Origin of the sequence: Gemmata obscuriglobus, from assembly GCF_008065095.1 — a bacterium.
Taxonomy (GTDB): domain Bacteria; phylum Planctomycetota; class Planctomycetia; order Gemmatales; family Gemmataceae; genus Gemmata; species Gemmata obscuriglobus.
Genome location: NZ_CP042911.1, coordinates 7998299 through 8023596, shown reverse-complemented (window position 1 = coordinate 8023596; position 25298 = coordinate 7998299). Strand labels below are relative to the sequence as shown.

Genomic DNA, 25298 nt, shown 5'->3' with positions numbered 1-25298 from the left:
GATGGCCGCTCGATCACACGCCTCAAAATTAGCTAGAATCCAGCGATTCCTAGGGGATTGAGTGCGTTTGCCCTGTCGTGCGGCTGGCGTATTACCCGCCCTACCACAGCAAGTACAACCCGATCGAGCACTGCTGGGGGGTACTCGAGAACCACTGGGGCGGAGATCTGTTAGACACCCGCGAAGCGGTCCTCGGGTTCGCCCGGTCGATGACCTGGGGCGGCAAGCATCCCACCGTTGAGGTACTGACCGATGCCTACCCGAAGGGCGTCCGCTTGACGAAAAAGGAAATGGCGCAGGTCGAAGACGAGGTTCATCGGCTGCCGGATCTCAACGATTGGTTCGTGGACATCCCTGGCCACGAACTGCCTCCGTTGGGATAGTTATTTTTTGCCGAGTCCCTAACTCGGTCACCTCCAACGCCCAATCCACCTTCGTCCGCCGCTCCCGTACGCTCACCTGGCGCCACCCCACCAGCGCCTCACAGAACATGAAGATGCTCGCCGTGCCCGCCCGCTCGTACTCGTAGTCCACCCGGCGCGGATGATCCTTCGTCGCGGGAATCGGCGCCCGCGTCTCCTTGAGCAACGGGATCGGTTGCTCGTCCATGTTGAGTACCGGGTAGAGGCAATCGTAAGGCAAGGCATAGGTGTCCAGGACCAACTCCATGTGCGCCACGAACGCCGCGTCGGCGTCTGGCGGGATCACCCCGTACTCCAACTTCCGCGGCGTCATCGCGTTTTTTTGAGCGTCTGATGAATGGTCTCGTGGCTGATGGCGTCCACAACCTCCAACGCGACGACCTGCTCGGCCAGTAACCGCAGGCTCCAGTTGGCGAAGCCCTTGGGCGGCGGACCCAATCGCATCGCGATGACTTGGGCTTCCTGTTGGCCGTCGAGCAACTTGGCTCGCGGGGGCTCGGCCCGGGGTTGGCCGTGGAGTGCCACCTCGAACCCGCTCGTCACCACGCGCTCCCGGATATTCTCCACGGTCTTGGTGCGACATCCGACGGCCTCGGCAATCTTCGCATCCGTCCAGCCCGGGCCATCGGCATCGGCCTTCAGAAGAATCTGGGCCCGACGAACCTTCTGCGAGGATCCCTTGAGTTTCTTGACCACCTCCGACAACGTGGCCCGTTCCGCATCCGAAAGACGAACGATATACTTCTTCATCACGGCGGCACCTCACGGGGGGGGCTGCCATCATACCAATGGACCCCGTGGCATCCTAATTCGTTAGCCTGACACAGCACTAGGGCGACGGATAGCAAGGCGCGGCCGAGGAGCTTCAATTCGGCCGCGGCTATGAGCCGCGGAGAACGTGACGTGGGGCTCCATCTCCCGGCCACGATCCGCGCTTCAATTCGGCCGCGGCTATGAGCCGCGGAGAACCTTGTGGCTGAACTTCACGTTGGCTGCCAGCCACGGGCTTCAATTCGGCCGCGGCTATGAGCCGCGGAGAACTTCGCATGGCCGGGAGGACGCATGAGCAACGACGACGCTTCAATTCGGCCGCGGCTATGAGCCGCGGAGAACGTGCTCCCGGAGCCCACCGGCCGGTGCTTCGCCATGCTTCAATTCGGCCGCGGCTATGAGCCGCGGAGAACAAACACACCAGGGAAGGGGTGACGGTATGAGTTATCCGGCTTCAATTCGGCCGCGGCTATGAGCCGCGGAGAACCTCGACCCGCACCCCCTCTTGGATCGTGTCCGCGTTGCTTCAATTCGGCCGCGGCTATGAGCCGCGGAGAACCTGGCCCAGTCCGGCCGGATGTTGTGCAGCCGATCGCCGCTTCAATTCGGCCGCGGCTATGAGCCGCGGAGAACGCCCGGCCCGTGCTCCCGTGCGGCCCGGGTCAGACCGCTTCAATTCGGCCGCGGCTATGAGCCGCGGAGAACTCTGCTTCGCGTCCTCCGGGCTGTCCGCCTCCACGCGGCTTCAATTCGGCCGCGGCTATGAGCCGCGGAGAACGTGGACACCCACGAGCCGGTCGTGCTCGTGGTGTCGCTTCAATTCGGCCGCGGCTATGAGCCGCGGAGAACCAGTGCCCGCACTCGGCGTAGATCGGCTCACCGTCCGCTTCAATTCGGCCGCGGCTATGAGCCGCGGAGAACGTAGCTCCGGCAGTGTCACAGCTTATCAACATCTCAGCTTCAATTCGGCCGCGGCTATGAGCCGCGGAGAACTCGGCTCGCGGGCGCGACGATCTTGCGCGCGATGTACGCTTCAATTCGGCCGCGGCTATGAGCCGCGGAGAACCGGGTACAAGCGGCAGATCGACTCGCGCATCGTGCCGGCTTCAATTCGGCCGCGGCTATGAGCCGCGGAGAACCGCAAGGGGTACGGGTGGCAGGCGTGCAAGCGGGGCGCGCTTCAATTCGGCCGCGGCTATGAGCCGCGGAGAACTGCGGTCCGTGCCCGACGGCCCCCACTCGTCGCCGAAGCTTCAATTCGGCCGCGGCTATGAGCCGCGGAGAACTCCTTGATCGCGGCCCGCACCAGCGGCGTGAGGGGCACGGCTTCAATTCGGCCGCGGCTATGAGCCGCGGAGAACGACCTGGTTTTCGCTGACCCGGACGAGTCGGCGGGAGCTTCAATTCGGCCGCGGCTATGAGCCGCGGAGAACCATCCTGAAGTGCGTCGGATCGACGTGGGATTGGGCGCTTCAATTCGGCCGCGGCTATGAGCCGCGGAGAACTACGCTCTCGTCCCCGCCGTTCTGCTCGCCCTCCTGACCGCTTCAATTCGGCCGCGGCTATGAGCCGCGGAGAACCCCACCGATTCGGCGGCTTGTCGCCCCGCGCCTTGCGGCTTCAATTCGGCCGCGGCTATGAGCCGCGGAGAACCGCGGCTCGGTACGGCATGGCACGGCTGAGCGGGGCATGGGCGCTTCAATTCGGCCGCGGCTATGAGCCGCGGAGAACAATGAAAGTCCGGCCGTCGAGGATCGGGGTGAGCAGGGCTTCAATTCGGCCGCGGCTATGAGCCGCGGAGAACGCCGTCGAGCGCTCGCTGGCGGCCGAGATCGCGAGCCGGCTTCAATTCGGCCGCGGCTATGAGCCGCGGAGAACCAGGTTTTGGGCCTCGTCGCCGATAACGATTTGCGGTCGCTTCAATTCGGCCGCGGCTATGAGCCGCGGAGAACTTGGTACGGAACGCATTTCAGCGGAGGCTTGTAGTGCTTCAATTCGGCCGCGGCTATGAGCCGCGGAGAACACGTTAAGGCATCATCAACGTCCTCAACGGCTCTCGGCTTCAATTCGGCCGCGGCTATGAGCCGCGGAGAACCTCAGTGTTGAGGTTCACATCCGGGACGGCCCCGACGCGCTTCAATTCGGCCGCGGCTATGAGCCGCGGAGAACCGGCGTAGATCGCCGGGTCGTCACTGCACCCCCGCGCGCTTCAATTCGGCCGCGGCTATGAGCCGCGGAGAACGGTGCTGGACCGGCTTGACGAGGTCGTGGGAACGGCGCTTCAATTCGGCCGCGGCTATGAGCCGCGGAGAACCCGACGATCGCCCATCACGCAAACGACGTGCTGCTTGCTTCAATTCGGCCGCGGCTATGAGCCGCGGAGAACGCGCCGCCCGGCGTGGGCGAGCGGCGGAAGCGCGGGGAGCTTCAATTCGGCCGCGGCTATGAGCCGCGGAGAACAGGAGCACGTGTGGGTCGCGGGCAACCTCGACTTCGCGCTTCAATTCAGCCGCGGCTATGAGCCGCGGAGAACTGCCCAGGTTGCGGTACAGCGGGTGCGGATCACGGTAGCTTCAATTCGGCCGCGGCTATGAGCCGCGGAGAACGCCGCCGACGATCGATACAGCCCTGGACAAGGTAGCAGCTTCAATTCGGCCGCGGCTATGAGCCGCGGAGAACCGACGCCCTCGGGAAGCTCGCGAACTACCTGGGGCTGCTTCAATTCGGCCGCGGCTATGAGCCGCGGAGAACGCGGCAAAATCGAGATGCTGAGTGCGGACGGGGTGTCGCTTCAATTCGGCCGCGGCTATGAGCCGCGGAGAACCTCCTCCGGCTTCACGCCGCTCGCGCTCCCAATACTGCTTCAATTCGGCCGCGGCTATGAGCCGCGGAGAACCGCTGGCGCCCGTGACGCGGCGCTTCGAGGACATCGTGCTTCAATTCGGCCGCGGCTATGAGCCGCGGAGAACGGTCAGGCTGGGCACCGCCGGGGGCAGCGCGGTCGGGCTTCAATTCGGCCGCGGCTATGAGCCGCGGAGAACCCTCCGAAGCCGGTCAAGCCCGCGGCGCCACCGCCGGCTTCAATTCGGCCGCGGCTATGAGCCGCGGAGAACGGTGAGCGGGGTGCGCCACCACGGCTGGCCCGCGTTCCGCATGCTTCAATTCGGCCGCGGCTATGAGCCGCGGAGAACGGGCTGGTGCAGGGGTTCGCGCCGCCCACGCAGCAGGCTTCAATTCGGCCGCGGCTATGAGCCGCGGAGAACCGGGCTGGTGCAGGGGTTCGCGCCGCCCACGCAGCAGGCTTCAATTCGGCCGCGGCTATGAGCCGCGGAGAACGGAGGCGCGGCGGCTCACCGGCATCGAGCGGTACGGGCTTCAATTCGGCCGCGGCTATGAGCCGCGGAGAACCCGTTCCTCGCGCAGCACGCGGTGAAAGTGCTCGTGGCTTCAATTCGGCCGCGGCTATGAGCCGCGGAGAACGCCGATGGTGGCCTGAAAATCGCGCATGGCCTGTCCGCTTCAATTCGGCCGCGGCTATGAGCCGCGGAGAACGGGGCCGTTCGCGTGCCCACTGAACGAGTGCGAGGAGCTTCAATTCGGCCGCGGCTATGAGCCGCGGAGAACGTCGGTGAGCGAGGCGATGTCGCGCGGCGTGAGGCCGCTTCAATTCGGCCGCGGCTATGAGCCGCGGAGAACAGGGCCGGACGGGGAACGTCCCCGCTCCGGGTATCAGCTTCAATTCGGCCGCGGCTATGAGCCGCGGAGAACCTCGTGTTCGTAAAGCAGGGCGGCTTGGCGGTTGGTGCTTCAATTCGGCCGCGGCTATGAGCCGCGGAGAACGCCGCGGCCCGCCGAGTGGCTCGCGGTGGTGCCGGTGGCTTCAATTCGGCCGCGGCTATGAGCCGCGGAGAACCGCGGCCGGGTGGGAACGCGGCGTACATCGAGCACCTGGCTTCAATTCGGCCGCGGCTATGAGCCGCGGAGAACGCGATGGTCTCAAGATGCTTGCAACGACGGTGCGACTGGCTTCAATTCGGCCGCGGCTATGAGCCGCGGAGAACTGCTGTCCCCGCGCCCGGTGCGGATGGTCCAGTCCGTGCTTCAATTCGGCCGCGGCTATGAGCCGCGGAGAACCCCCGGGCACGCTGTTCTCGTTCTGGGGCGGTGGCGGCTTCAATTCGGCCGCGGCTATGAGCCGCGGAGAACTCCATCCCAGTGCAACGCCAATCGCGACGCCCGCGGCGCTTCAATTCGGCCGCGGCTATGAGCCGCGGAGAACGCTGGCCCCAGGTTGCCCCGTGGCGTGCCACGAACTGCTTCAATTCGGCCGCGGCTATGAGCCGCGGAGAACCGGCAAGCCGCTGACCCAGCCGTTCGACCCAACGACGGCTTCAATTCGGCCGCGGCTATGAGCCGCGGAGAACACCCGTCCAACAGTTCGGCGGCCTTGCGAATGTGCCCGCTTCAATTCGGCCGCGGCTATGAGCCGCGGAGAACGACGAGGCGGCGGTGGAGATGTTCGCGGACAAGGTGCTGCTTCAATTCGGCCGCGGCTATGAGCCGCGGAGAACGACGGTCAACAGCGACCCGGGCCCGGCGAATTCGTAGGCTTCAATTCGGCCGCGGCTATGAGCCGCGGAGAACTCGAAGTTGGCGCCCAGGGCCTGGGGTGCGGCCGTGCTTCAATTCGGCCGCGGCTATGAGCCGCGGAGAACCCAGAGCGCGAACACGTTCGAGGTCCGCAACAGTTCGCTTCAATTCGGCCGCGGCTATGAGCCGCGGAGAACCTGACGCTCCCTGAGGTGTCGAGTTTCCGCCGCGGCGCTTCAATTCGGCCGCGGCTATGAGCCGCGGAGAACTTCATCCTGCGCGAAGCGGGCGACAGCAAACGATGCCCGCTTCAATTCGGCCGCGGCTATGAGCCGCGGAGAACGGTGGCGGTGGGTACGAAGTGGAAGATCTGGCTAGAGCTTCAATTCGGCCGCGGCTATGAGCCGCGGAGAACGTGGCAGCCCCAATAAACCCTCGCTGCATGGCTGCGTGGCTTCAATTCGGCCGCGGCTATGAGCCGCGGAGAACCCCTCGGGACCGCCGGCAGTTTCGGCACCGCTGCGCTGCACCGCTTCAATTCGGCCGCGGCTATGAGCCGCGGAGAACCGAGGCGGGCCGGGTCGAGGACCGCGAGGAGCTGACGCTTCAATTCGGCCGCGGCTATGAGCCGCGGAGAACGCGAACGATCCATGTCATCATGTCCGCAGTGTCGTCGCTTCAATTCGGCCGCGGCTATGAGCCGCGGAGAACCTTGCACGGGACATTCGGCCATTAACACACCACTGGCTTCAATTCGGCCGCGGCTATGAGCCGCGGAGAACTTCGCTGCGTTACAAACTTGGTTTGACGTCCGGCTGCTTCAATTCGGCCGCGGCTATGAGCCGCGGAGAACACGATCGCACCGTTCAAAACGCGCTTTCGAAGGCCCGCTTCAATTCGGCCGCGGCTATGAGCCGCGGAGAACATCGAACTGAACCCTGCGTATCACGAACTGATTCGGCTTCAATTCGGCCGCGGCTATGAGCCGCGGAGAACGCCGGTGCGGTTTGCGGCCTCAGAGAGCGGCCCCAGGCTTCAATTCGGCCGCGGCTATGAGCCGCGGAGAACCAACGCCCAGGTGCGGATCGGGGTGCTGATGGCCAAGCTTCAATTCGGCCGCGGCTATGAGCCGCGGAGAACCACAACGCCCAGGTGCGGATCGGGGTGCTGATGGCCAAGCTTCAATTCGGCCGCGGCTATGAGCCGCGGAGAACAGGGGTTGAACTGATTTGGATGGTCATTAATCGCGGCTTCAATTCGGCCGCGGCTATGAGCCGCGGAGAACATGGTGCGCCTGCCGGAGGCGTACCGGGACAGGCTGCTTCAATTCGGCCGCGGCTATGAGCCGCGGAGAACCGGGCGGACGCGCGGCACGCCGCGCGGCAATGGATGGCTTCAATTCGGCCGCGGCTATGAGCCGCGGAGAACGAGCGTCACGTCCTGGTGAGCGCCGGCGATCGCCTGGCTTCAATTCGGCCGCGGCTATGAGCCGCGGAGAACAAGGCGGTTCCGCCGGGGACCACGGGCCGCGCATGCTTCAATTCGGCCGCGGCTATGAGCCGCGGAGAACCGCGGGGCTCTCACGTGGCCGATCCCGTCAGCGCCGCTTCAATTCGGCCGCGGCTATGAGCCGCGGAGAACTTAACTGAATCCAATCATTAGGGAGAGCGTGCGGGAGGCTTCAATTCGGCCGCGGCTATGAGCCGCGGAGAACCCGGGGTACGCGCCGTCGTCGTCCGCGAAGTAGTCCGCGCTTCAATTCGGCCGCGGCTATGAGCCGCGGAGAACAAAGATTCGTTCGCGATCAAATCGCACCGCCTGATGCTTCAATTCGGCCGCGGCTATGAGCCGCGGAGAACCCGCCCACCTCGGAGACTCCCGCGTGACCCGCGACGCTTCAATTCGGCCGCGGCTATGAGCCGCGGAGAACGCCCGTTCCCGCGTCGCCGATGCCGGCCCCCGCGCCGGCTTCAATTCGGCCGCGGCTATGAGCCGCGGAGAACGTCTTTCAGGCTCATGCGGACATCCTGAAAGTGCAGTGGCTTCAATTCGGCCGCGGCTATGAGCCGCGGAGAACATCCGTAGACGTAAATAAAGATCAGGTCGCGGCCCGGCTTCAATTCGGCCGCGGCTATGAGCCGCGGAGAACTCGATCTCGACGCGGCGGACGGCACCGCGGAGTTCGCAGCTTCAATTCGGCCGCGGCTATGAGCCGCGGAGAACTCCGCTGGGTCAAGACCGGCACCGAGCAGGGGGCCGAGCTTCAATTCGGCCGCGGCTATGAGCCGCGGAGAACCCCGGCGGGGAACGTGGTCCGCATTGAGGTGCGGTGGATGCTTCAATTCGGCCGCGGCTATGAGCCGCGGAGAACTCGTAAGCGGCCCACTGCTCTCGCGCTGCCGCCACCGCTTCAATTCGGCCGCGGCTATGAGCCGCGGAGAACCCGACACCGACCGGCTGCGGTCGCTGCTGAGCGACCTGCTTCAATTCGGCCGCGGCTATGAGCCGCGGAGAACGCGCCCACCAGTGCCCGGCCTACTTCGATCCGAGAGCGCTTCAATTCGGCCGCGGCTATGAGCCGCGGAGAACCTGGCTGTGTGCCGGTCTGAGCGACTCCCCACCGCACGCTTCAATTCGGCCGCGGCTATGAGCCGCGGAGAACGCAACCGGGTCGGTGAACGTGGCGGCATGAGCAACCGCTTCAATTCGGCCGCGGCTATGAGCCGCGGAGAACGGCTACATTGGTTGTCGAATTAGTGCCGTTCTTTAAGGCTTCAATTCGGCCGCGGCTATGAGCCGCGGAGAACCCGCGCTCCAACGGTAGCACTGTTCGAGCCCGCGTGCTTCAATTCGGCCGCGGCTATGAGCCGCGGAGAACCGGGCTGCTGGTGCTGCGAACCTCGGGCCAGGTGGTGCTTCAATTCGGCCGCGGCTATGAGCCGCGGAGAACTTCCGGTGACCGCCCGAGCTATTACGTTTCCATCATGCTTCAATTCGGCCGCGGCTATGAGCCGCGGAGAACCTTCCGGTCGAGAACGCCCCCGCCGCTCCTACCGCGGCTTCAATTCGGCCGCGGCTATGAGCCGCGGAGAACAACCTCATCTCGCGCATCAACGCCTCACCCGAATCGGCTTCAATTCGGCCGCGGCTATGAGCCGCGGAGAACGCGGGGGTGGACGCGGGCGGAGATACGGAAGCGGGTGCTTCAATTCGGCCGCGGCTATGAGCCGCGGAGAACTCCAGCGACCCCGCCATCTCAGCGCCCCGTGAGTGAGTGCTTCAATTCGGCCGCGGCTATGAGCCGCGGAGAACCCGTCACAGGCGCGGGCGAACGAATGTACGCCCCGGGGCTTCAATTCGGCCGCGGCTATGAGCCGCGGAGAACCCGGGTGGTCCAGGGGTACCGCCCGAACGGCGGGGCCTGCTTCAATTCGGCCGCGGCTATGAGCCGCGGAGAACTTCAGAAGCTCCTTACTGCCGTCCTCGTACTTGGAGCGCTTCAATTCGGCCGCGGCTATGAGCCGCGGAGAACTACAACTTCTGGGCGGAAATCCGCGGAGTTCTGTGCTTCAATTCGGCCGCGGCTATGAGCCGCGGAGAACTCATCGCGGCCCTGGCCCGGGTGTACGGCCACGCGCACGGGACGGTCGAGCTTCAATTCGGCCGCGGCTATGAGCCGCGGAGAACGGCGCGGAGCAGGTTCAGCTCCACTTCCGTGCGGTAGCTTCAATTCGGCCGCGGCTATGAGCCGCGGAGAACGCGGCGCTGGTGGACGCGGCCGGGTCGCACGTCTGGCTTCAATTCGGCCGCGGCTATGAGCCGCGGAGAACTTCTCCGCGGGACTCATGCCGGCGAGCCGGAAGCCGAAGCTTCAATTCGGCCGCGGCTATGAGCCGCGGAGAACGCTGCCGGGCGAAGACAGCCAGACCGCTTTTGGCCGCTTCAATTCGGCCGCGGCTATGAGCCGCGGAGAACCGCGCGACTCGCAAACCCCGGCGTGCCGGACTGCGGCTTCAATTCGGCCGCGGCTATGAGCCGCGGAGAACGCGACACCTCGGGGTAGTCGGCCGCGAGAAGCTCGTTGCTTCAATTCGGCCGCGGCTATGAGCCGCGGAGAACACGTCCGTCTGAGGTGCGACATGCCCGCGTACATCGCTTCAATTCGGCCGCGGCTATGAGCCGCGGAGAACTCGATCGCGGTGTCGTGGGCCGAGGAGAAGGCGAGCCGGCTTCAATTCGGCCGCGGCTATGAGCCGCGGAGAACCACCTCGCCCGCGTACCGCGAGTGGCAGGCGAAGGCGGCTTCAATTCGGCCGCGGCTATGAGCCGCGGAGAACCAGGACACCACCGTCAACGAGCTGTGCAAGCGGTACATGGCTTCAATTCGGCCGCGGCTATGAGCCGCGGAGAACTGCGAGCCTGCGCTGAGGGCGAGACGGTGACGATCACCGGGCTTCAATTCGGCCGCGGCTATGAGCCGCGGAGAACCCGCACGAGCACCTGCGCGGTGGCAACGGGGATGTCGCTTCAATTCGGCCGCGGCTATGAGCCGCGGAGAACGACCGACGCGCAGAAGGCGGCCCTCCGCGCCCACCTGCTTCAATTCGGCCGCGGCTATGAGCCGCGGAGAACGTCAGCCACCCCGTGCCCCCGGCGGCGGTACATCAGGCTTCAATTCGGCCGCGGCTATGAGCCGCGGAGAACCGCGGGCGTTCGGTCGCCGGGGTTGTCCCCGCACGCGGCGCTTCAATTCGGCCGCGGCTATGAGCCGCGGAGAACAACCAAGGAGACGGAGATGCCCCGGAATACGGACGTGGCTTCAATTCGGCCGCGGCTATGAGCCGCGGAGAACATGGGCTCTCGACCGCGATTCGTGCAAATGCTGCGTGCTTCAATTCGGCCGCGGCTATGAGCCGCGGAGAACGCCGTCGTCGGTGTGGGCTGGGTAGGAACCCCGGTGGCTTCAATTCGGCCGCGGCTATGAGCCGCGGAGAACCCTCGGCCCCGGGCCATCGTGTGCGACCACGACGAGGAGGCTTCAATTCGGCCGCGGCTATGAGCCGCGGAGAACTTCGCCCGCTTCCGCTTGGCCCGCGGGGGTGTCCGCGCTTCAATTCGGCCGCGGCTATGAGCCGCGGAGAACTCGACGGCGCTGTTCCAGATCACCCTGCTCGGTCTGGCTTCAATTCGGCCGCGGCTATGAGCCGCGGAGAACCGCCGCCCCAGTTGGTCACGTCGGGGGAGCCGGACTTGCTTCAATTCGGCCGCGGCTATGAGCCGCGGAGAACGCCGGCAGTCCGTTCGCCTGGGCAAGCCGCCGCACGCTTCAATTCGGCCGCGGCTATGAGCCGCGGAGAACCGTCAAGCCGGCGATCAAGCGGGCCGAGGCGATCCAGCTTCAATTCGGCCGCGGCTATGAGCCGCGGAGAACGGCCGGTCTGTGCGTTGACGAGCAATGCCATGGACGGCTTCAATTCGGCCGCGGCTATGAGCCGCGGAGAACGGCTCGGTCTTGGGCAGAGGCTAACGGGCACGAATTCGCTTCAATTCGGCCGCGGCTATGAGCCGCGGAGAACCCCATCCAGTGAGAAGTCGTCCGCATTAAACTCTTCGCTGGCTTCAATTCGGCCGCGGCTATGAGCCGCGGAGAACTCTGCAAGTCAGCGTCAGGTATGACCAGAACTTCACACGCTTCAATTCGGCCGCGGCTATGAGCCGCGGAGAACGCCGTCTCTGAAGTAGGGTGAGATCCACACTTCCCGCTTCAATTCGGCCGCGGCTATGAGCCGCGGAGAACACGGGGCCAGGATCTGTGACAGCTCCTCGGCGCTGGGCTTCAATTCGGCCGCGGCTATGAGCCGCGGAGAACCACATCCCCGCCCGCACGCTGGTGGTGAGCGACCTGCTTCAATTCGGCCGCGGCTATGAGCCGCGGAGAACGACCAGTGCGGAATACCAGTTCGACCACCGGCAGCGGCTTCAATTCGGCCGCGGCTATGAGCCGCGGAGAACCCGGGCCGCTGATCCAGGCCGCGGCCGAATTGACCGCTTCAATTCGGCCGCGGCTATGAGCCGCGGAGAACCCGCGCGTTGGCGTTGGGGCTGGCTGGCGTCAGGGTCAGCTTCAATTCGGCCGCGGCTATGAGCCGCGGAGAACCATCACTTGCCCTCACGGATGGCCTTGCGGTAAAGCTGGCTTCAATTCGGCCGCGGCTATGAGCCGCGGAGAACATCGGCCGCACGTGCCGGCCGCTCGGGGGCAGGCTGCTTCAATTCGGCCGCGGCTATGAGCCGCGGAGAACTTCTGAGGCGGCGCCGTGTACCGCGGAATACGTGTGCGCAGTTGCGAATTGGGCTTCAATTCGGCCGCGGCTATGAGCCGCGGAGAACCCGTGCGGTGAAACTCCAAACCTGTCAGACGAGCCGTGGCTTCAATTCGGCCGCGGCTATGAGCCGCGGAGAACGTGACCGCGACTCAAACCAAAGCGGCCGCATACAGGCTTCAATTCGGCCGCGGCTATGAGCCGCGGAGAACGAAACGCTATACACAATCGCTCAACGCGAGCAGACGGCTTCAATTCGGCCGCGGCTATGAGCCGCGGAGAACGCGGTTCCGGGCAAGGGCCAGTTTACGCCGTTCGTGGCTTCAATTCGGCCGCGGCTATGAGCCGCGGAGAACATCGCCAGCCGCCACAGGCCCGCTTCGCACGTCAGTGTGCTTCAATTCGGCCGCGGCTATGAGCCGCGGAGAACCTGGCAGCGGGCCTGCAAGGCGGCCCACCCGGGTGCGAAGCTTCAATTCGGCCGCGGCTATGAGCCGCGGAGAACCTGTGCCGTCCGGTGTAGTGCCTGCGGTTAAGTCAGAGCTTCAATTCGGCCGCGGCTATGAGCCGCGGAGAACTAGAGCCGGGTATTAGCATCACCACCAAACCAAGTAGCTTCAATTCGGCCGCGGCTATGAGCCGCGGAGAACAGCCGAGCTAGCTGCTGGCCGCGCAAGAACCTTTAAGCTTCAATTCGGCCGCGGCTATGAGCCGCGGAGAACCTGTTCAACGTCTTTAGGGCAGCGAGCTATGGGAGAGCTTCAATTCGGCCGCGGCTATGAGCCGCGGAGAACGGTTGCACGGCTACCCTGCACACATGGCCAAGTCGAGCTTCAATTCGGCCGCGGCTATGAGCCGCGGAGAACAAGCCGACTCGTGGCGGACGGACCTGGGGCACAAGCCGCTTCAATTCGGCCGCGGCTATGAGCCGCGGAGAACGTACTGCCCCCGCGGAAAGCCTTCTAGCTCGGTGAGGCTTCAATTCGGCCGCGGCTATGAGCCGCGGAGAACCCCTTCTCGGTCACGGCGGCCCGCGCGGCCGTGTTGACCGCTTCAATTCGGCCGCGGCTATGAGCCGCGGAGAACACCCGTCCGGGCTCGCCTCGAACGTCACCGCGAGGCTCGTGCTTCAATTCGGCCGCGGCTATGAGCCGCGGAGAACCCCCGACTACCTCGCGGGCGTGCTGATGGGCAAGCAGCTTCAATTCGGCCGCGGCTATGAGCCGCGGAGAACCGGCTGCGGGTGGCGGTGGGGGCGTACAACCAGACGCACGCGCTTCAATTCGGCCGCGGCTATGAGCCGCGGAGAACGCCCGCGAGCTGCTCAGCGGCACGGCCGCCAACGGGCTTCAATTCGGCCGCGGCTATGAGCCGCGGAGAACCTGTTGGAGAGCTTCCTTTTCCTTGGCCGTGCCTTGGCTTCAATTCGGCCGCGGCTATGAGCCGCGGAGAACAAGTGCTTCGAGTTATTCGGACGCAGTCTTCGCTGCTTCAATTCGGCCGCGGCTATGAGCCGCGGAGAACGTAGTGGTCAAGGGCGTCGAGACTGTCGCGGCGGCCAGCTTCAATTCGGCCGCGGCTATGAGCCGCGGAGAACGAGGAAGAGGACGACGAAGAGGAAGCAACTAAGGTCGCTTCAATTCGGCCGCGGCTATGAGCCGCGGAGAACCCGAAATATCGAATTTGCGGTTTACACCGCAGAGTGTGCTTCAATTCGGCCGCGGCTATGAGCCGCGGAGAACCCGATCGACGGTAAGTTTGTCATAATACCAGTTGACGCTTCAATTCGGCCGCGGCTATGAGCCGCGGAGAACACGGCGGTAGTGGAATAAACGTGTGCGATCGCTGGCTGCTTCAATTCGGCCGCGGCTATGAGCCGCGGAGAACAAGGCCACCGCTGCCGCTTGACCCGTGGCGATTTGATTGCTTCAATTCGGCCGCGGCTATGAGCCGCGGAGAACGCATCGGTCTTCTGACGAACTTCGACTTGATCCTTCAGCTTCAATTCGGCCGCGGCTATGAGCCGCGGAGAACTGCATCAGGGCGGTAGTCATTTTGTCGAGACAACGCTGGCTTCAATTCGGCCGCGGCTATGAGCCGCGGAGAACTCGTGCTGTTCTACGAGAAGTGGCCGATGAATGGTGGCGAGCTTCAATTCGGCCGCGGCTATGAGCCGCGGAGAACGCTCGTCCCCGGTATTCAGAAGTTGGTGGACGAAGGGCTTCAATTCGGCCGCGGCTATGAGCCGCGGAGAACGCCGAGGGATTCCAACTCGCGTAGTCAAGGTAGAAGTTGCTTCAATTCGGCCGCGGCTATGAGCCGCGGAGAACTCATTGTCTTCAACTTGAATGTACGTTGGCACTGCGGCTTCAATTCGGCCGCGGCTATGAGCCGCGGAGAACTCAGCCGTCGCAGGGCTGACAGTCTCGCCGCCCGGCTTCAATTCGGCCGCGGCTATGAGCCGCGGAGAACCGGAATCCGCGCGACCGGTGCCGGTATAACCGTCAGGCTTCAATTCGGCCGCGGCTATGAGCCGCGGAGAACGTTATCGTCAAAGATCGCATAACCAGTGCCCAACTTGCTTCAATTCGGCCGCGGCTATGAGCCGCGGAGAACGGCAGGAACCGAAGTTCCTGCCTTGCAAATTTCAATGCTTCAATTCGGCCGCGGCTATGAGCCGCGGAGAACCCTTCACGAAACGGGTGCTGAATGGGCAGCACCCGCTGCTTCAATTCGGCCGCGGCTATGAGCCGCGGAGAACCTGCTCGATGCGGATGAGTACACGGTGGAGCCGCTGGAGCTTCAATTCGGCCGCGGCTATGAGCCGCGGAGAACTTCGATTCTCAGAAATTATATCGTCGCAACGGATTATCGCAATCTCCGCGAGCGGTTGAGCGCGAAACGCTGTCATGACGTAAACTCTGGGACACCAGTTGCCACAACCCGCTGACCAAACCGTCGGTTGCGACTTGCGAGCGGTGGCGAACTGGCGCCCGGTGGAAACTCGTTAGTTGTCAAAGACCTTCGGCGCGAAACGCCCGACGACGCGTTTCACCACCGGGCCGCTCGCGTGTCAGATCACCCGGTCAGGCCGGGCAGGTTCGGCGTCTTGCCGACCAGAATGCGCGAGGTCCGGAACACCGAAGTGACCCTGAACCCGCGGAGCAGATCGGCCTCCCAGGATTCGGTCTGGAGGCCCCGCAGGGACAGCATTGAGGCCGCCCCGTCGGCTGTCAAGCACGAATCCCACAGCGGCCACAGCCAGAACGTACTCGCCGCGCGGTTGCCCCGGAACCCGCGGGGTGCGCACGCGGTCCCCGTCCGGGAACGACGGGAACAACGGCCACGCCTCTAGCGCCAGCCGGTTCGCCCCGAGCATGCCGCCGGTTTCTCGGCTCCGCGAGTTGGTCGGCACCAGCCGCTGGTACGCGTGGCCGTTACGACGCCGCCCGTGGAAACCACCGTGGGTCCACGAGTTGGTCGGCACCAGCCGCTGGTACGCGTGGCGGCGGTCCTCGCTCGGTTCCCAGTGCAGCGACTGGTTGTTCAGCGAGTCGCGGTAGTCCCACGGGGCGAAGAGGGCGCGGAGCACGTGATCGGCCCCAGTGCGGTGCATCACCGACCGAATGTTGCCGGTTCCATACACGTTTGCAGGCGGTCACAGCGCTCTGGACGGAGTGAAGTTACTGTAATCACTGTTTGAGACCTTTTCGCACTGATAACAAACAGTCACGCCGATTTGGTCAGGCGTCTTGATGTGTCGCACCTCCGACCCGTCTCGCGGAGCCGCAAGAGCCCCGAGTACGGATCGCACCGAACTAAGCCCCCAAGCAGGTTCCCAAATCGGCCAAGTGAAGAATGGGCGGCGGTCAAGCACGAGGAATCCCGTGGTGACGAGACGGGAGCCCCGTGCGAAGCACGGGAACAGCGGCAGAGCCTCGAACGCCAAGCGATTGGCGCCGAGGACGGAACCCTTCTTCCCCTTTGATTTGTCCTTGCTTGGGTTGTGAAATCGCGTCGCGTAGCGAAGGTCGTCCCGCGGATCCCACCTCAACGACAACCCCTCAAGCGGGTCGTCATAAGTCCAGTACGCAAACAACGCCTTCGTGAGATGCTCTTGCGTCGCGGCTGTGGCGATCTCCAAAGCCTGCTTCAGCAGCTTTTGCTGACCTGCGATGAAATAGAACTCCGTCGGTTTAGTCTTCCCGGCGTTCGGACCGCCTTGGATCGTTACGAGTGGATTGGCGCAAGCGACAAGGAATTCTGAGAACTCCCGGTCGGTATGGATCGCGAGACGGGCCTCCCGCTCGAAGGCACAAAACTCTTCGGCCAGAATTTTGACATCTTGAGCGAACGTGACGCACCGTCGGGTCCGAACGGCTTGTGCGAGAAGGTTCGCGATTAGGGCCGTTGGGGTGATTTCTTGCGGAAGGTGGAGAACCGGTGTCCAACTCCCTTGTGCTTTCCAGCTCAGGCGAGTCCCCGGGTACGCACGCTCCGCCAACCGGAGCGTTCCCAAGGCGGCGAGGAACGCGAGCGGGTTCGCCCCATCGAGCCCCGTCAGTGGGAGCGCATAACCTTCCGCCCGCGACGCCAGCGCCGGCCGCGACACCCACCCGGTTGCCACCGGTGCCGGGGCCGCGTCGCGGATCTGCTCGGCGGCGCTCTGCGCGTGGTCCGCCAACCGGAACACCGCCTCCCGGTAGGCCGCGCCCCACCAGCCCCACTTCCGCACCACGCGCCAGAACCGCTCCGGCAGTTCGGCGTTGAGGTCCGTACTACTCGGCGGCGAACACTCCCAACCCGCGATACCGCCCGGCCCCGACCGCCAGCGGCCCGCGAACCGGGTGCGCGAACCGCACCCGCACGTGATACCGGCGCCCGTTGAGCCGGTCGGGCAAGGCGTAGCGCGAAGCCAACTCGGCCCCGGCCCGGAAACCCACCGGGCGCCAGTCCAGTTCGGTGATGGCATCGACCACCGCCCGCGCAAAGCCCGCATCCACGAACGCTTTCCGCAGGAGGCGAGCAGCCTTCTCGGGGTCGTGGTCGTCGTGCCCCGGCCATATCACGGGCGTCACCGTGGACCACGTCTGCGCATTCTCGGTGTACCGCCGGAGCACCCAGTCCGAATCCGGCAGTGCGTTCAGAAGGCCCTGCGCCCGGTTGTCCCAGACGAGTTCCTGCCCGGGCAACCGGCGGCGAATCCACTCGATGCGCTCCCCGAACCCCGGCGGCGCGGCGACCAGCACCCGGCGGATTGCTCCGACGTGCTCCCTTCGGTCGCCCCGGCGTTCGATGCTCGGTAGCGGGAGGTACATGAACCGCTCGTCGGCACGTTCCCCCTTCGTTTGCAACCCGCTCTCGGTGTGCCCGTGAACGAACGAGGCGAAATCGGAAAACGGCCAGTTCCGGCACACTTCGCCGGTCGCGTGCCGCACCCACGCCGCCACGTCGCGGCACTTGGCCGGGGCGTCGAACGACGGGTTCGGGGCGTCCGGATCGACCGACGTGATGCGGAACGCGACCCACTCGCGCGCGGCCGGTTCGGTGTCGCGCCGGTATCCGACCGTGTCGAACACCGTCAGCGGCGGCACCGGCTTGAACCCGTCGGCCGAGAGCCGGTTCAGAAACGCCTCGTGCTTCTGCGCCAGTGCGTTCAGCGTCCCGGCGCGCGGGGCGCGGAGTTGGGTTGTGGACGCGCCCGCCGCCGGGCGCCAGTGCTCGCCGGTGAGGTTCGCGGCTTCCTCTTCGGACAGCACACGCGCGTCCCCCGCGACCATGTCCACGCCCCAGCCGAGGTGCGTGACGCTCCGCGCCGCGGTGACGAGCGTTTCCTTGTGCGTGGCGAACTCCGAATCGGTGTCCCCAATGGGGTAGAGGTAATTAACCGCCGGGAGCTCGTCGCTTTTCCCGATCAGATGCGTGGGGCGAACGTCCTTTTCGGTTCGGGAATCCGCGATGCTCGCACTCGTATTTCCGCCACTCCACGCCTTCGCCACCTTATCGGCCACATTATCGGGGACGTAAAGGCGGTATTTCACGCCCGATGGCACGCCTTGCGACGCGATCACCGTAGGCGCTGGTTGCTTCGCGAGCCACTCAAGGGCGGGCACAGCGTATTCAAGTCGCGTGCGCTCGTTCCACCGAGCCGCAGCCGCGGCAACGAGCGCCTGAAACACCCGTAACGGTGACGGCGGCCACTCAGGTTCTTCGCCGTCACCACGTCCGTGCGCACATGGCTGAAGAAACCGCACCGTAATGCAGAATTGAGAAGGCACTACTGGGCCTCCTGTTCGGGCGTTTCCTCAGCACTTTTCTCTTTTGATTTCTTCGCTTTTCCTTTCGTTTTTTTGTTCCCCTCTTTCAGATCAGTCTTCGCCCGCTCCTTCTCGAAAGGCACCGTTCTGCTATCACCGACGCCGAACTCTTTTGCGCTCGCGGTGGCATACTCCAGCGCCACTTTCGGCGTAATCGTTACTGGCTTCCGCTCGCCGGAAGGGTGAACTTCAACGAACTCACGCGGCTTGTCCGAATCGAGGACGAGCAAACACCCTTGCCGCAGGTAGCCAGATGGGTTGTGCGTAAACGCGACCAGCGCGAGGCCAAGGATGTAGCGGCGAAGTGCGAGTGTCCGCGCCGGGTCCTTTCCCGCGTGAAGCAGACGCAGAGCCGCAAGACCGAGCGTAGCGTCGCGCCGAACACCGCCGTCCGCGATGACGCCGCCGTGAGACGCTGACGCCGGAACGTGAACGAATCCGCGTTTCGCTAACGGGCTCTTGTTGTCGCCTTCGGCTTTCGCTTTCTCTTCTTCGCTGAACACTTCAAGAGCCGCGTAATCTACCGGCGGCATGTAGACTGCGCCGCGTGTGAGCGGGCGCACCTGTTCGGCACGAACCGTAGACGCTACGACTCGCGGGAGTTTGGCCTGTGTGTCACGCGAGTCCCACACGCCGAAAACCAGTGATGTCGGCGCAATCTTCGCGAGCTTTGTAGCGTCACCTTTCAACACGTCATTAAATGCGTCGTGCAGTTCCCTCTGAAGTGAAGAGCAACGAACGATTGCATCGCCGGCGCGATGTCCGGCTTCGAGGATACTCACCTCTTTCTCTCCAGCTTTCACCACGATTTGCGGAACGAGGTGCGCGTACTTGCCATCACACTTGTCAGGCATGAACATCGGCTCGATGCGATTCGCTTGCGACCCTACGCTGTCGATGAGGCAGACGTTTTTACCACTCGGATCGGTGTCAATGTTGTAACCACCTGGAAAATTGCCACCGGGCGCGAACGTTGCCGGGAAAAGCACGCCATCCGCACCTTCGGCTGGCATTAGCCATTCGCGGATGACAAGCGCCGCGGGGCCGTCAGCGCTCAGGTAATTGTCGAACTTGGTTAACTCGCTCATTTGACACCTCGCACGGCTTGGGCAGGAAGAAACGCTTTCATATACTCAGTCCGGTAAAGCATGCGGAATTCAAAGGCTCGACTACCTGTCACGTTCAACATCCCCGCTGCTGCTACCGAAGCGACAGAAGGCGGAAGGGGAATGGACCAAGTTGCGTACAGAATTCGCTCAGCTTTATCGGGTCGATGTGGACGAAACCGCTGCAACCCGACAAACGCGAGCAGTTCAAGCAGCGGTCTATCGTTGGGAGCTGACTTTACAGCCCCCGGAGCAAAACCATTGTCGCGCGGCGTATTTTGAGTGTTGTTTGCTGCATCAAAATAAAAGGGCAACCCTGACAATTTCGCTGTCCGCTGCAAACAGTTTTCCCTGCTGCTGCTGTCCCAGGTCAGGCTCTTAAGAGCGGACAGCATCGGGTTAGCCATCGACAGAACGAATTGTTTCGCCGCCCAAGTCTTGAGCAGCGTCACGCCAGATTTATCATTCCACCACCAATCCAACCAGAAATCGAACGGAGCGGGGATTTGAACTCGCTCAACTTGCCAAGCCTTTCGCAATCGCTCTTTATCTTGCTTGTCCAGTTCCGTTAGTGTCGATTTGTCGGCACTCAGTAGGCTGCCAAGCCGCTTCAATCCGTCGTCGCCGAGCGAACTAACGAATCGCAGGCAGACAAGCTGGTCAATTAACGTTGCGATATCACCCGTCGACACATGAAACGTTCCGTCCTCGAACCAACCTTCCGCGCCGGGCCAGAGACGGTCAGCCAACTCCAGCAACCCGCAGCACGCAAAGAACTGGCCCGGATTAGTCGGGTCCACAGCTACGCTGAAACTCATTTCACGCCCTCCGTCACGAACGCCGACGGCTTGGCACTTGCGGCGTAGTCCGCGGCGCGCAACAGCGACTCCAGGTACGCCAGCCCCCACCGCCCGTACTTGCGCTGCAATTGCGCGAACCGACGCGGCACCTCGCGGGCAACCGTCTTGGCGTCGGCGTCCGGGCGCTCGGGGTCGAACGCTTCGGGTTCTGGGAAATGCGGGCGACCGCGCCCGTGGTGCGTCGCGATGACGTGCAGCACAAACGCTTTCAGGTCTTCTGAGAGGCCCGCGAAACCTGGGGCTAGATCCGGATTCGCGGTGTCGATGAGCGAGCCGAACTCGTGCCGGTATGTCTCCGCGATCCGCCCGCCCTTTTGACCCGATTTTGCCAGCGTGACCGCTGGATAGGCCCGGTTACCAAGAACGGTCTGAAACACCTTGCGCCTCTTGCCGAGGTCGTGACACTTCGCCGCGATCTCGAAAGCCTTGACCAAGTCTCCCAGGCCAAGCTTCTCGACGATCGCCGCCGTGTTTTTCACCACATCGTCGGTGTGAACCTGCCACAGTACGGCTCCCGTCGTGTTCTTGGAACCGTCCCCGTCGCCGCCGGATGATAGCTCGAACCAGTACCAGAAGCGCGTGCCGGTTTCTTCTTCCTCTGCCTCTTCCGCATCGGGCTTGATGTCGATCGCCTTGCGAATTCGTCGCATTCCGCTGGGCACGGTGTCATCGTCCCAGACGCGAATGCGGCGGTGCCGTGTCCGCAATTCGTCCGCGAACCATCGGTCGGCCACGTCATCTGCGGAGGTCGATGTCGCGTCCAACATTCCGTTCGCAAGCCCACCGGCTCCGGGCGGGAGGAGAACGGTTCGGCGCTCGATGGCCTCTTTACCCGCGTCGATCAACTCGCCGAGCGTGGTGACGCGGACGGAATCGTCATCGTCCACGACCCATACAGGAGTTCCTGCATCGGCCTTCAACTTCTTCAGCCGATCGAACACGCGGCCCGAGTTGTCGCGAAGCAGTTCGTGCGGCTTCAGCGGATAATCTTCGAGCAGGTCTTGGGGCGGATACTGCGTCAGCAGGGCGCCCGTAATGCAGCCCACTTCCTCGCGCCACGCGACGTGCGCTTCCGGCGGTTGCCATTCTGCCAATCCGTGCAAATACGGTTCGACCGGCGGGCGCCCGGGCAACTTGGCGCGGATGGTTGTGAGCGCCCACGCATCGAACAGAATGTCGGACACGGGGAGGATGGTCGGTGTCGGCGCGAACGCCTCCTGGCGCGCCTTCGGGTCGAGCATCCCGAGTGCGGCCGGACTGCCTTGGCCGTTAAGTTGCAGAAGCAAAGTGAGAGTCCGCATCCGCCGCACGTCGATCGTATTCTCGCCATCGAAGTCCGCTTCTCTTGGGTGAACGACGTGAATCTCGGTGTCGGTACGTTCCCCGAAGCGGTTCACGCGGCCGAACCGCTGGGCCATGCTCTCGAACGTCGAGAGGTCGCAGACGAGGTGATCCGCCGAAATGTTCACCCCCACCTCGCCCGCGCTCGTGCAGACGAGGTACACCGTGCCCGGTTGCGGTGCGGCGGTCGTGTTGCGGTTCGAGGGCGGTAAGAACCGCTGGAAAATCGGCTTCTTCACGAGGTCGTCGCGTTCCAACCCGCGAAGGGTTCCGGTCAGTTGCTCGAACAAACCTTTCGGGAGCTTCTTCGTGACTTTATCAACGTCATCAACTTTGCGGACGAAAACCAGAATCGCACTGCCGGATTCTTTGTGCTTCAGCGCAAGGTCCGCAATCTCGTCCGCGAGTTTCTTCTCGTCCTTGTTCGGCTGGAGGTGAAGCGCCTTCTTCGCGCCGACGCGTCGTTGAACGGTTTCGTCCTTGTAATCCTCGTCGGAGAGGGTGAACGGCGGCGGGCCATCGGCCCGCGAGGTCGCGGTCAGTTCCACCACCCGAAGCGGCCGGAAGTCCTTGCACCGCTGCTGTTCCTTTTCGATCTCTACGAGCAACTCCTGAAACGCCGGTTCCAGGTGCGCTTCGTCGTGGACGATGAGCGCGTCCTGGCCCAAGAACCCGGCGTGCAAGGGGCGCGTCTTGAACCCGCATCCGTACCCGCTGAACAGCAGCCGCGAGCCGATCATGTCTACGGTGCCGCAGATCACCGCCGGGCGCGACGGGTCGGCGCTCCACTCGCGGTTGTCCGCGAATTGGCCGCGTAGTGTGCTGATCGCGAGCGGCCGGTCCTTCTTCGGGTCAGGCTTCTCTGGGCGTGTCGAACACAACGCCCAAAGCGCGGCTTCGACCTCCGGGACATCCGGCAAGCGCTCTCGGAGATTCTCCACTTCATTTGTCGTCTGATCCACCACGGTGCGCCGGTTCACAACGTACACCAACCGCCGCGGGAGCTTGTTGTTCACAGACAGAGCGAGCAGCCAGACGTGGATGACCGATGTTTTGCCCAAACCGGTTGGCAGGTTACACGACGCCGGGATGTCACCAGCGACGAACCGCTTATACAACTCCCACTGCCAAGGAAAAGGGCCGGGAGTGCCCGCGAGCGTCGCAAAGGCGGTGGCAAACTCGTTCTTATTCATCGGGCGAACTCCTCACAAAATCATCACCACGTCGTTCTTATCGTGCGGGTCGGTCGGTCGGCCGATCGCCTCCATGCGCTGCAACCCCTGCTCCGAAAGCGGGATGAACAGCACTTGGTCTTCGCTCAGGTCGATGATGTCATACAAGCGGGAACGCAATCGTACAAAGTCGGTAGCGCTCACGCGAACCAGAAAGACAGATAATTGCTTGCGATACCCGAAGTCCTCGCACGTCCGCGCGACCTTGCGGAGCCGCTTCGGGTTCGAGATGTCGTAACACACCAGGTAGCTGTCCATCACCGCACCGTGAACCCGGTGTAGCTCGGGACGCCGCCGCGCACGAACGCCGCCAGCATCCGGGCCTGCACCTCCAGCATCCGCGCGTAGCTCATCCGGTACCCGTACACCGGGTGCGTCACCACCGTCGCCTTCCGCTGCTCGTACGCCGCGAAGAACGCCCGCCGCCCCTTCTCCGTGAGGCTGCACGCGTCCCGCCAGATGATGAAGTCGTCGGGCGTGAGCGCCTCGTTGTTGATGAGCGTCAGCACCACCGAGTCCGCGATCACCGGGCGGAACTCCTCCATCAGGTCCAGCGCCAGCGACGGCTTCCCGTGCCGGCCCACGTGAAAGAAGCCCTTGTACGGGTCGAACCCGACGGTACACGCGACCGAGAAGCAGTCCTTCGCCAGCATCGCGTACGCGAACGACAGCAGCGCGTTCACCGGGTCGCGGGGCGGGCGCCGGTTGCGGGTGGTGAAGTCGAACCCCTTCCCGGTCGGCGGCTGCTTCAGGAACCGCCCGAAGTCCCCGAAGTACAGGGCCGCGCCCTGGCCCTCGATCCCGAGAACGGACTCCACCGAGGTCTGGGCGTCGAGCGCCCCGAGCAGCCCGTAAATGCCCTTCGCCGAATACTCGTGACTGCCGCGCGCCTCGCCCTCCCCCCGCAAGCTCCGCATGAGCAGCGCCCGTTGGTTGCTCAGCTTCGCCCGCACTACGGCCTTCGCGAGGTCGAGGCACGCGGAGGGGTCGTTGAACGTGCGGAACTGGGCCTCGCGCAGGGACACGTTTTTGGCGGGCGCGGGCACGAACGAGCCGATGAACCGCCCGTGCCCGGTCACATACGCCACCGCGATGTCGTTGGCCGCCAGCGTCTCCAGTGCCTGCGTGCTCACCTGCACGTTCCCGCACACCACCACCTGCCGGATCGCGTGCATCGGCACCCGGGTGAGTTCCTGGCCCTCCTTCTTCACCACGAGGTGCTCGCTGCGCTTGCCCACCGAGGTGCCGGGCTCCTGGAGGTACAGCACCGCGCCGTCGTCGGTCATCGGGATGACCTTCTTCAGCTCCGGGACCGGCTTCTCGGCCGCGTCCGCCCCCGGGGCCGGGTGCCCGAGCTGGTACAGGGTCTCTTCGGGCAGGCACACCGGCGCCAGCGAGCACCCGAAGCACCGGTGCCGCAGCTCGGGCGGAAGGGGCGGCGGCGGGGCGGCGAGGGCCGCCAGCTCCCGGCACCGGGCGACGGCGTCGCGGGTCTTCTGGCGCAGCTCGGGCGCGAACTCCAGCGGCACCCGCTCGCGGCTCCCGGCGTGGAACTGGAACCCGTGCGGCACCGGCTGCCCGAACGCCTCCTCCAGCAGCATCGCCTGGGCGCACAGTTGGACCGCGTCGTTGTCCCACACGGTGGGCTTGCCGTCGGCGTCGTGCGGGGCGCTCCCGTGCTTGGTCTCCACCGGGTACCGAGCGCCGCCCTTCTCCTCGAGCACGTCGAGCACGCCGGTGACGCCGAGCCGCTCGCTGGACAGCGCGACCCCGCGGCTGGTGGCGGTGCCGCGGTCGGTGCGGGTCTTGTTCTTCAGGTCCGGGGCGTCCACCCGGCGGTGGTCGTGCAGCCCGCCCTCGACGTGCTCGTTGGTGGGCATCACGCAATCGACGTACTGGAGGTAGTACAGGCGCGGGCAGTACGTCACCTGGTTCAGGGCGCGCACCGGGATCAGGTCTGTGGTCGCAGACATGGGGAAATTCCGGGGTGGTGAAAGGGGAATCCAGTCGTGGCGCAGCGAACGCGGCCCGCCGAGCCGCGCGCGGCGTGGACCTTGAGCGCCTCGCAGTACGCCGAAATCAGCACCGGTCCCGTGACGACGGCTTCCGCGGAGGTGGCACGTCGGTTGTTCCGCGGTCGCGGGTGAAGTTCGACCGTCGCGCGCGGAATTTGTGTCGCGCGTGTGTCGGAGGTGCGGGACTTGAGTGCGGCCCGGTCAGGCCGTGAGCGGATACTCGGGCCTCAGATGTGTGTGGCACCCAGCAACAGGGTCCGCAAGCTCACGAAGCTGATCGGACGCGCGGCGCGACTTCGGGAGGGCGCGCCGTGACGTTGG

Annotated in this window: 11 protein-coding genes, 1 pseudogene and 1 CRISPR repeat array; of the genes and pseudogenes, 2 read left to right on the top strand and 10 right to left on the bottom strand. The window is 64.5% G+C overall.

From position 1 onward, the window contains the following. Window positions 1-77 precede the first annotated feature (77 nt). A pseudogene (locus tag GobsT_RS33280) lies at window positions 78-383 on the top strand (ISAzo13-like element transposase-related protein); the annotation flags it as partial. Here GobsT_RS33280 and GobsT_RS33275 read toward each other — a convergent pair. The 3 genes from GobsT_RS33275 to GobsT_RS40665 all read right to left on the bottom strand — a co-directional run bounded on the left by GobsT_RS33275 (window position 331) and on the right by GobsT_RS40665 (window position 15319). Continuing rightward, a complete protein-coding gene (locus tag GobsT_RS33275; RefSeq protein ID WP_010038621.1) occupies window positions 331-735 on the bottom strand; it encodes a hypothetical protein in 405 nt (134 codons plus the stop codon). The pseudogene GobsT_RS33280 and the gene GobsT_RS33275 sit on opposite strands and share 53 nt — an antisense overlap. Continuing rightward, window positions 732-1172 (bottom strand): helix-turn-helix domain-containing protein, encoded by a 441-nt coding sequence (locus GobsT_RS33270; protein ID WP_010038623.1) that lies wholly within the window; start codon window positions 1170-1172, stop codon window positions 732-734. Before GobsT_RS33270 ends, GobsT_RS33275 begins: the two co-directional genes overlap by 4 nt. A gap of 112 nt (window positions 1173-1284) precedes the next feature. Continuing rightward, window positions 1285-14941: direct repeats of the CRISPR family, unit length 36 nt; unit sequence GCTTCAATTCGGCCGCGGCTATGAGCCGCGGAGAAC. A gap of 243 nt (window positions 14942-15184) precedes the next feature. After that, window positions 15185-15319: a hypothetical protein gene (locus tag GobsT_RS40665; RefSeq protein ID WP_261340047.1), complete on the bottom strand. Its 135-nt coding sequence runs from the start codon at window positions 15317-15319 to the stop codon at window positions 15185-15187. Between the two features lie 89 nt (window positions 15320-15408). On the opposite strand from GobsT_RS40665, the gene GobsT_RS33265 reads away from it, so the two are divergent. Further along, the gene (locus GobsT_RS33265; RefSeq protein WP_109570709.1) at window positions 15409-15669 is read left to right on the top strand and encodes a hypothetical protein; all 261 of its coding nucleotides are present in this window, start codon (window positions 15409-15411) and stop codon (window positions 15667-15669) included. Window positions 15670-15764: 95 nt separating this feature from the next. Here GobsT_RS33265 and GobsT_RS33260 read toward each other — a convergent pair whose 3' ends face one another. From GobsT_RS33260 to GobsT_RS33230, 7 genes are read right to left on the bottom strand one after another with little or no spacing between them, the layout of a single operon-like run. Further along, the gene (locus GobsT_RS33260; protein ID WP_010038626.1) at window positions 15765-16844 is read right to left on the bottom strand and encodes a type I-G CRISPR-associated protein, Cas3-extension family; all 1080 of its coding nucleotides are present in this window, start codon (window positions 16842-16844) and stop codon (window positions 15765-15767) included. Window positions 16845-16884: 40 nt separating this feature from the next. Next, a complete protein-coding gene (gene csb2, locus GobsT_RS33255) occupies window positions 16885-18360 on the bottom strand; it encodes a type I-G CRISPR-associated protein Csb2 (protein ID WP_232068504.1) in 1476 nt (491 codons plus the stop codon). A gap of 23 nt (window positions 18361-18383) precedes the next feature. Continuing rightward, window positions 18384-19511 carry a type I-G CRISPR-associated RAMP protein Csb1/Cas7g gene (gene cas7g / locus GobsT_RS33250; RefSeq protein ID WP_010038634.1) on the bottom strand — a complete coding sequence of 376 codons (1128 nt, stop codon included), beginning with the start codon at window positions 19509-19511 and terminating at the stop codon, window positions 18384-18386. Then, on the bottom strand, window positions 19508-20347 hold the full coding sequence (gene cas8g2 / locus GobsT_RS33245; RefSeq protein ID WP_010038639.1) for a type I-G CRISPR-associated protein Cas8g2: 840 nt from the start codon (window positions 20345-20347) through the stop codon (window positions 19508-19510). Before cas8g2 ends, cas7g begins: the two co-directional genes overlap by 4 nt. After that, window positions 20344-22923 carry a type I-G CRISPR-associated helicase/endonuclease Cas3g gene (cas3g, locus tag GobsT_RS33240; RefSeq protein WP_010038640.1) on the bottom strand — a complete coding sequence of 860 codons (2580 nt, stop codon included), beginning with the start codon at window positions 22921-22923 and terminating at the stop codon, window positions 20344-20346. Before cas3g ends, cas8g2 begins: the two co-directional genes overlap by 4 nt. Window positions 22924-22935: 12 nt before the next feature. Then, a complete protein-coding gene (cas2, locus tag GobsT_RS33235) occupies window positions 22936-23220 on the bottom strand; it encodes a CRISPR-associated endonuclease Cas2 (RefSeq protein WP_033198170.1) in 285 nt (94 codons plus the stop codon). Then, a complete protein-coding gene (locus GobsT_RS33230; protein WP_010038644.1) occupies window positions 23220-24935 on the bottom strand; it encodes a CRISPR-associated endonuclease Cas4/Cas1 in 1716 nt (571 codons plus the stop codon). Before GobsT_RS33230 ends, cas2 begins: the two co-directional genes overlap by 1 nt. Between the last annotated feature and the right edge of the window lie 363 nt (window positions 24936-25298).

What these genes read in the sequence shown, in the direction of transcription:
- GobsT_RS33275 (WP_010038621.1), bottom strand. Translation starts at nt 735, where the DNA reads ATGACGCCGCGGAAGTTGGAGTACGGGGTGATCCCGCCAGACGCCGAC.
- GobsT_RS33270 (WP_010038623.1), bottom strand. Translation starts at nt 1,172, where the DNA reads ATGAAGAAGTATATCGTTCGTCTTTCGGATGCGGAACGGGCCACGTTG.
- GobsT_RS40665 (WP_261340047.1), bottom strand. Translation starts at nt 15,319, where the DNA reads ATGCTGTCCCTGCGGGGCCTCCAGACCGAATCCTGGGAGGCCGATCTG.
- cas7g (WP_010038634.1), bottom strand. Translation starts at nt 19,511, where the DNA reads ATGAGCGAGTTAACCAAGTTCGACAATTACCTGAGCGCTGACGGCCCC.
- cas8g2 (WP_010038639.1), bottom strand. Translation starts at nt 20,347, where the DNA reads ATGAGTTTCAGCGTAGCTGTGGACCCGACTAATCCGGGCCAGTTCTTT.
- cas3g (WP_010038640.1), bottom strand. Translation starts at nt 22,923, where the DNA reads ATGAATAAGAACGAGTTTGCCACCGCCTTTGCGACGCTCGCGGGCACT.
- cas2 (WP_033198170.1), bottom strand. Translation starts at nt 23,220, where the DNA reads ATGGACAGCTACCTGGTGTGTTACGACATCTCGAACCCGAAGCGGCTC.
- GobsT_RS33230 (WP_010038644.1), bottom strand. Translation starts at nt 24,935, where the DNA reads ATGTCTGCGACCACAGACCTGATCCCGGTGCGCGCCCTGAACCAGGTG.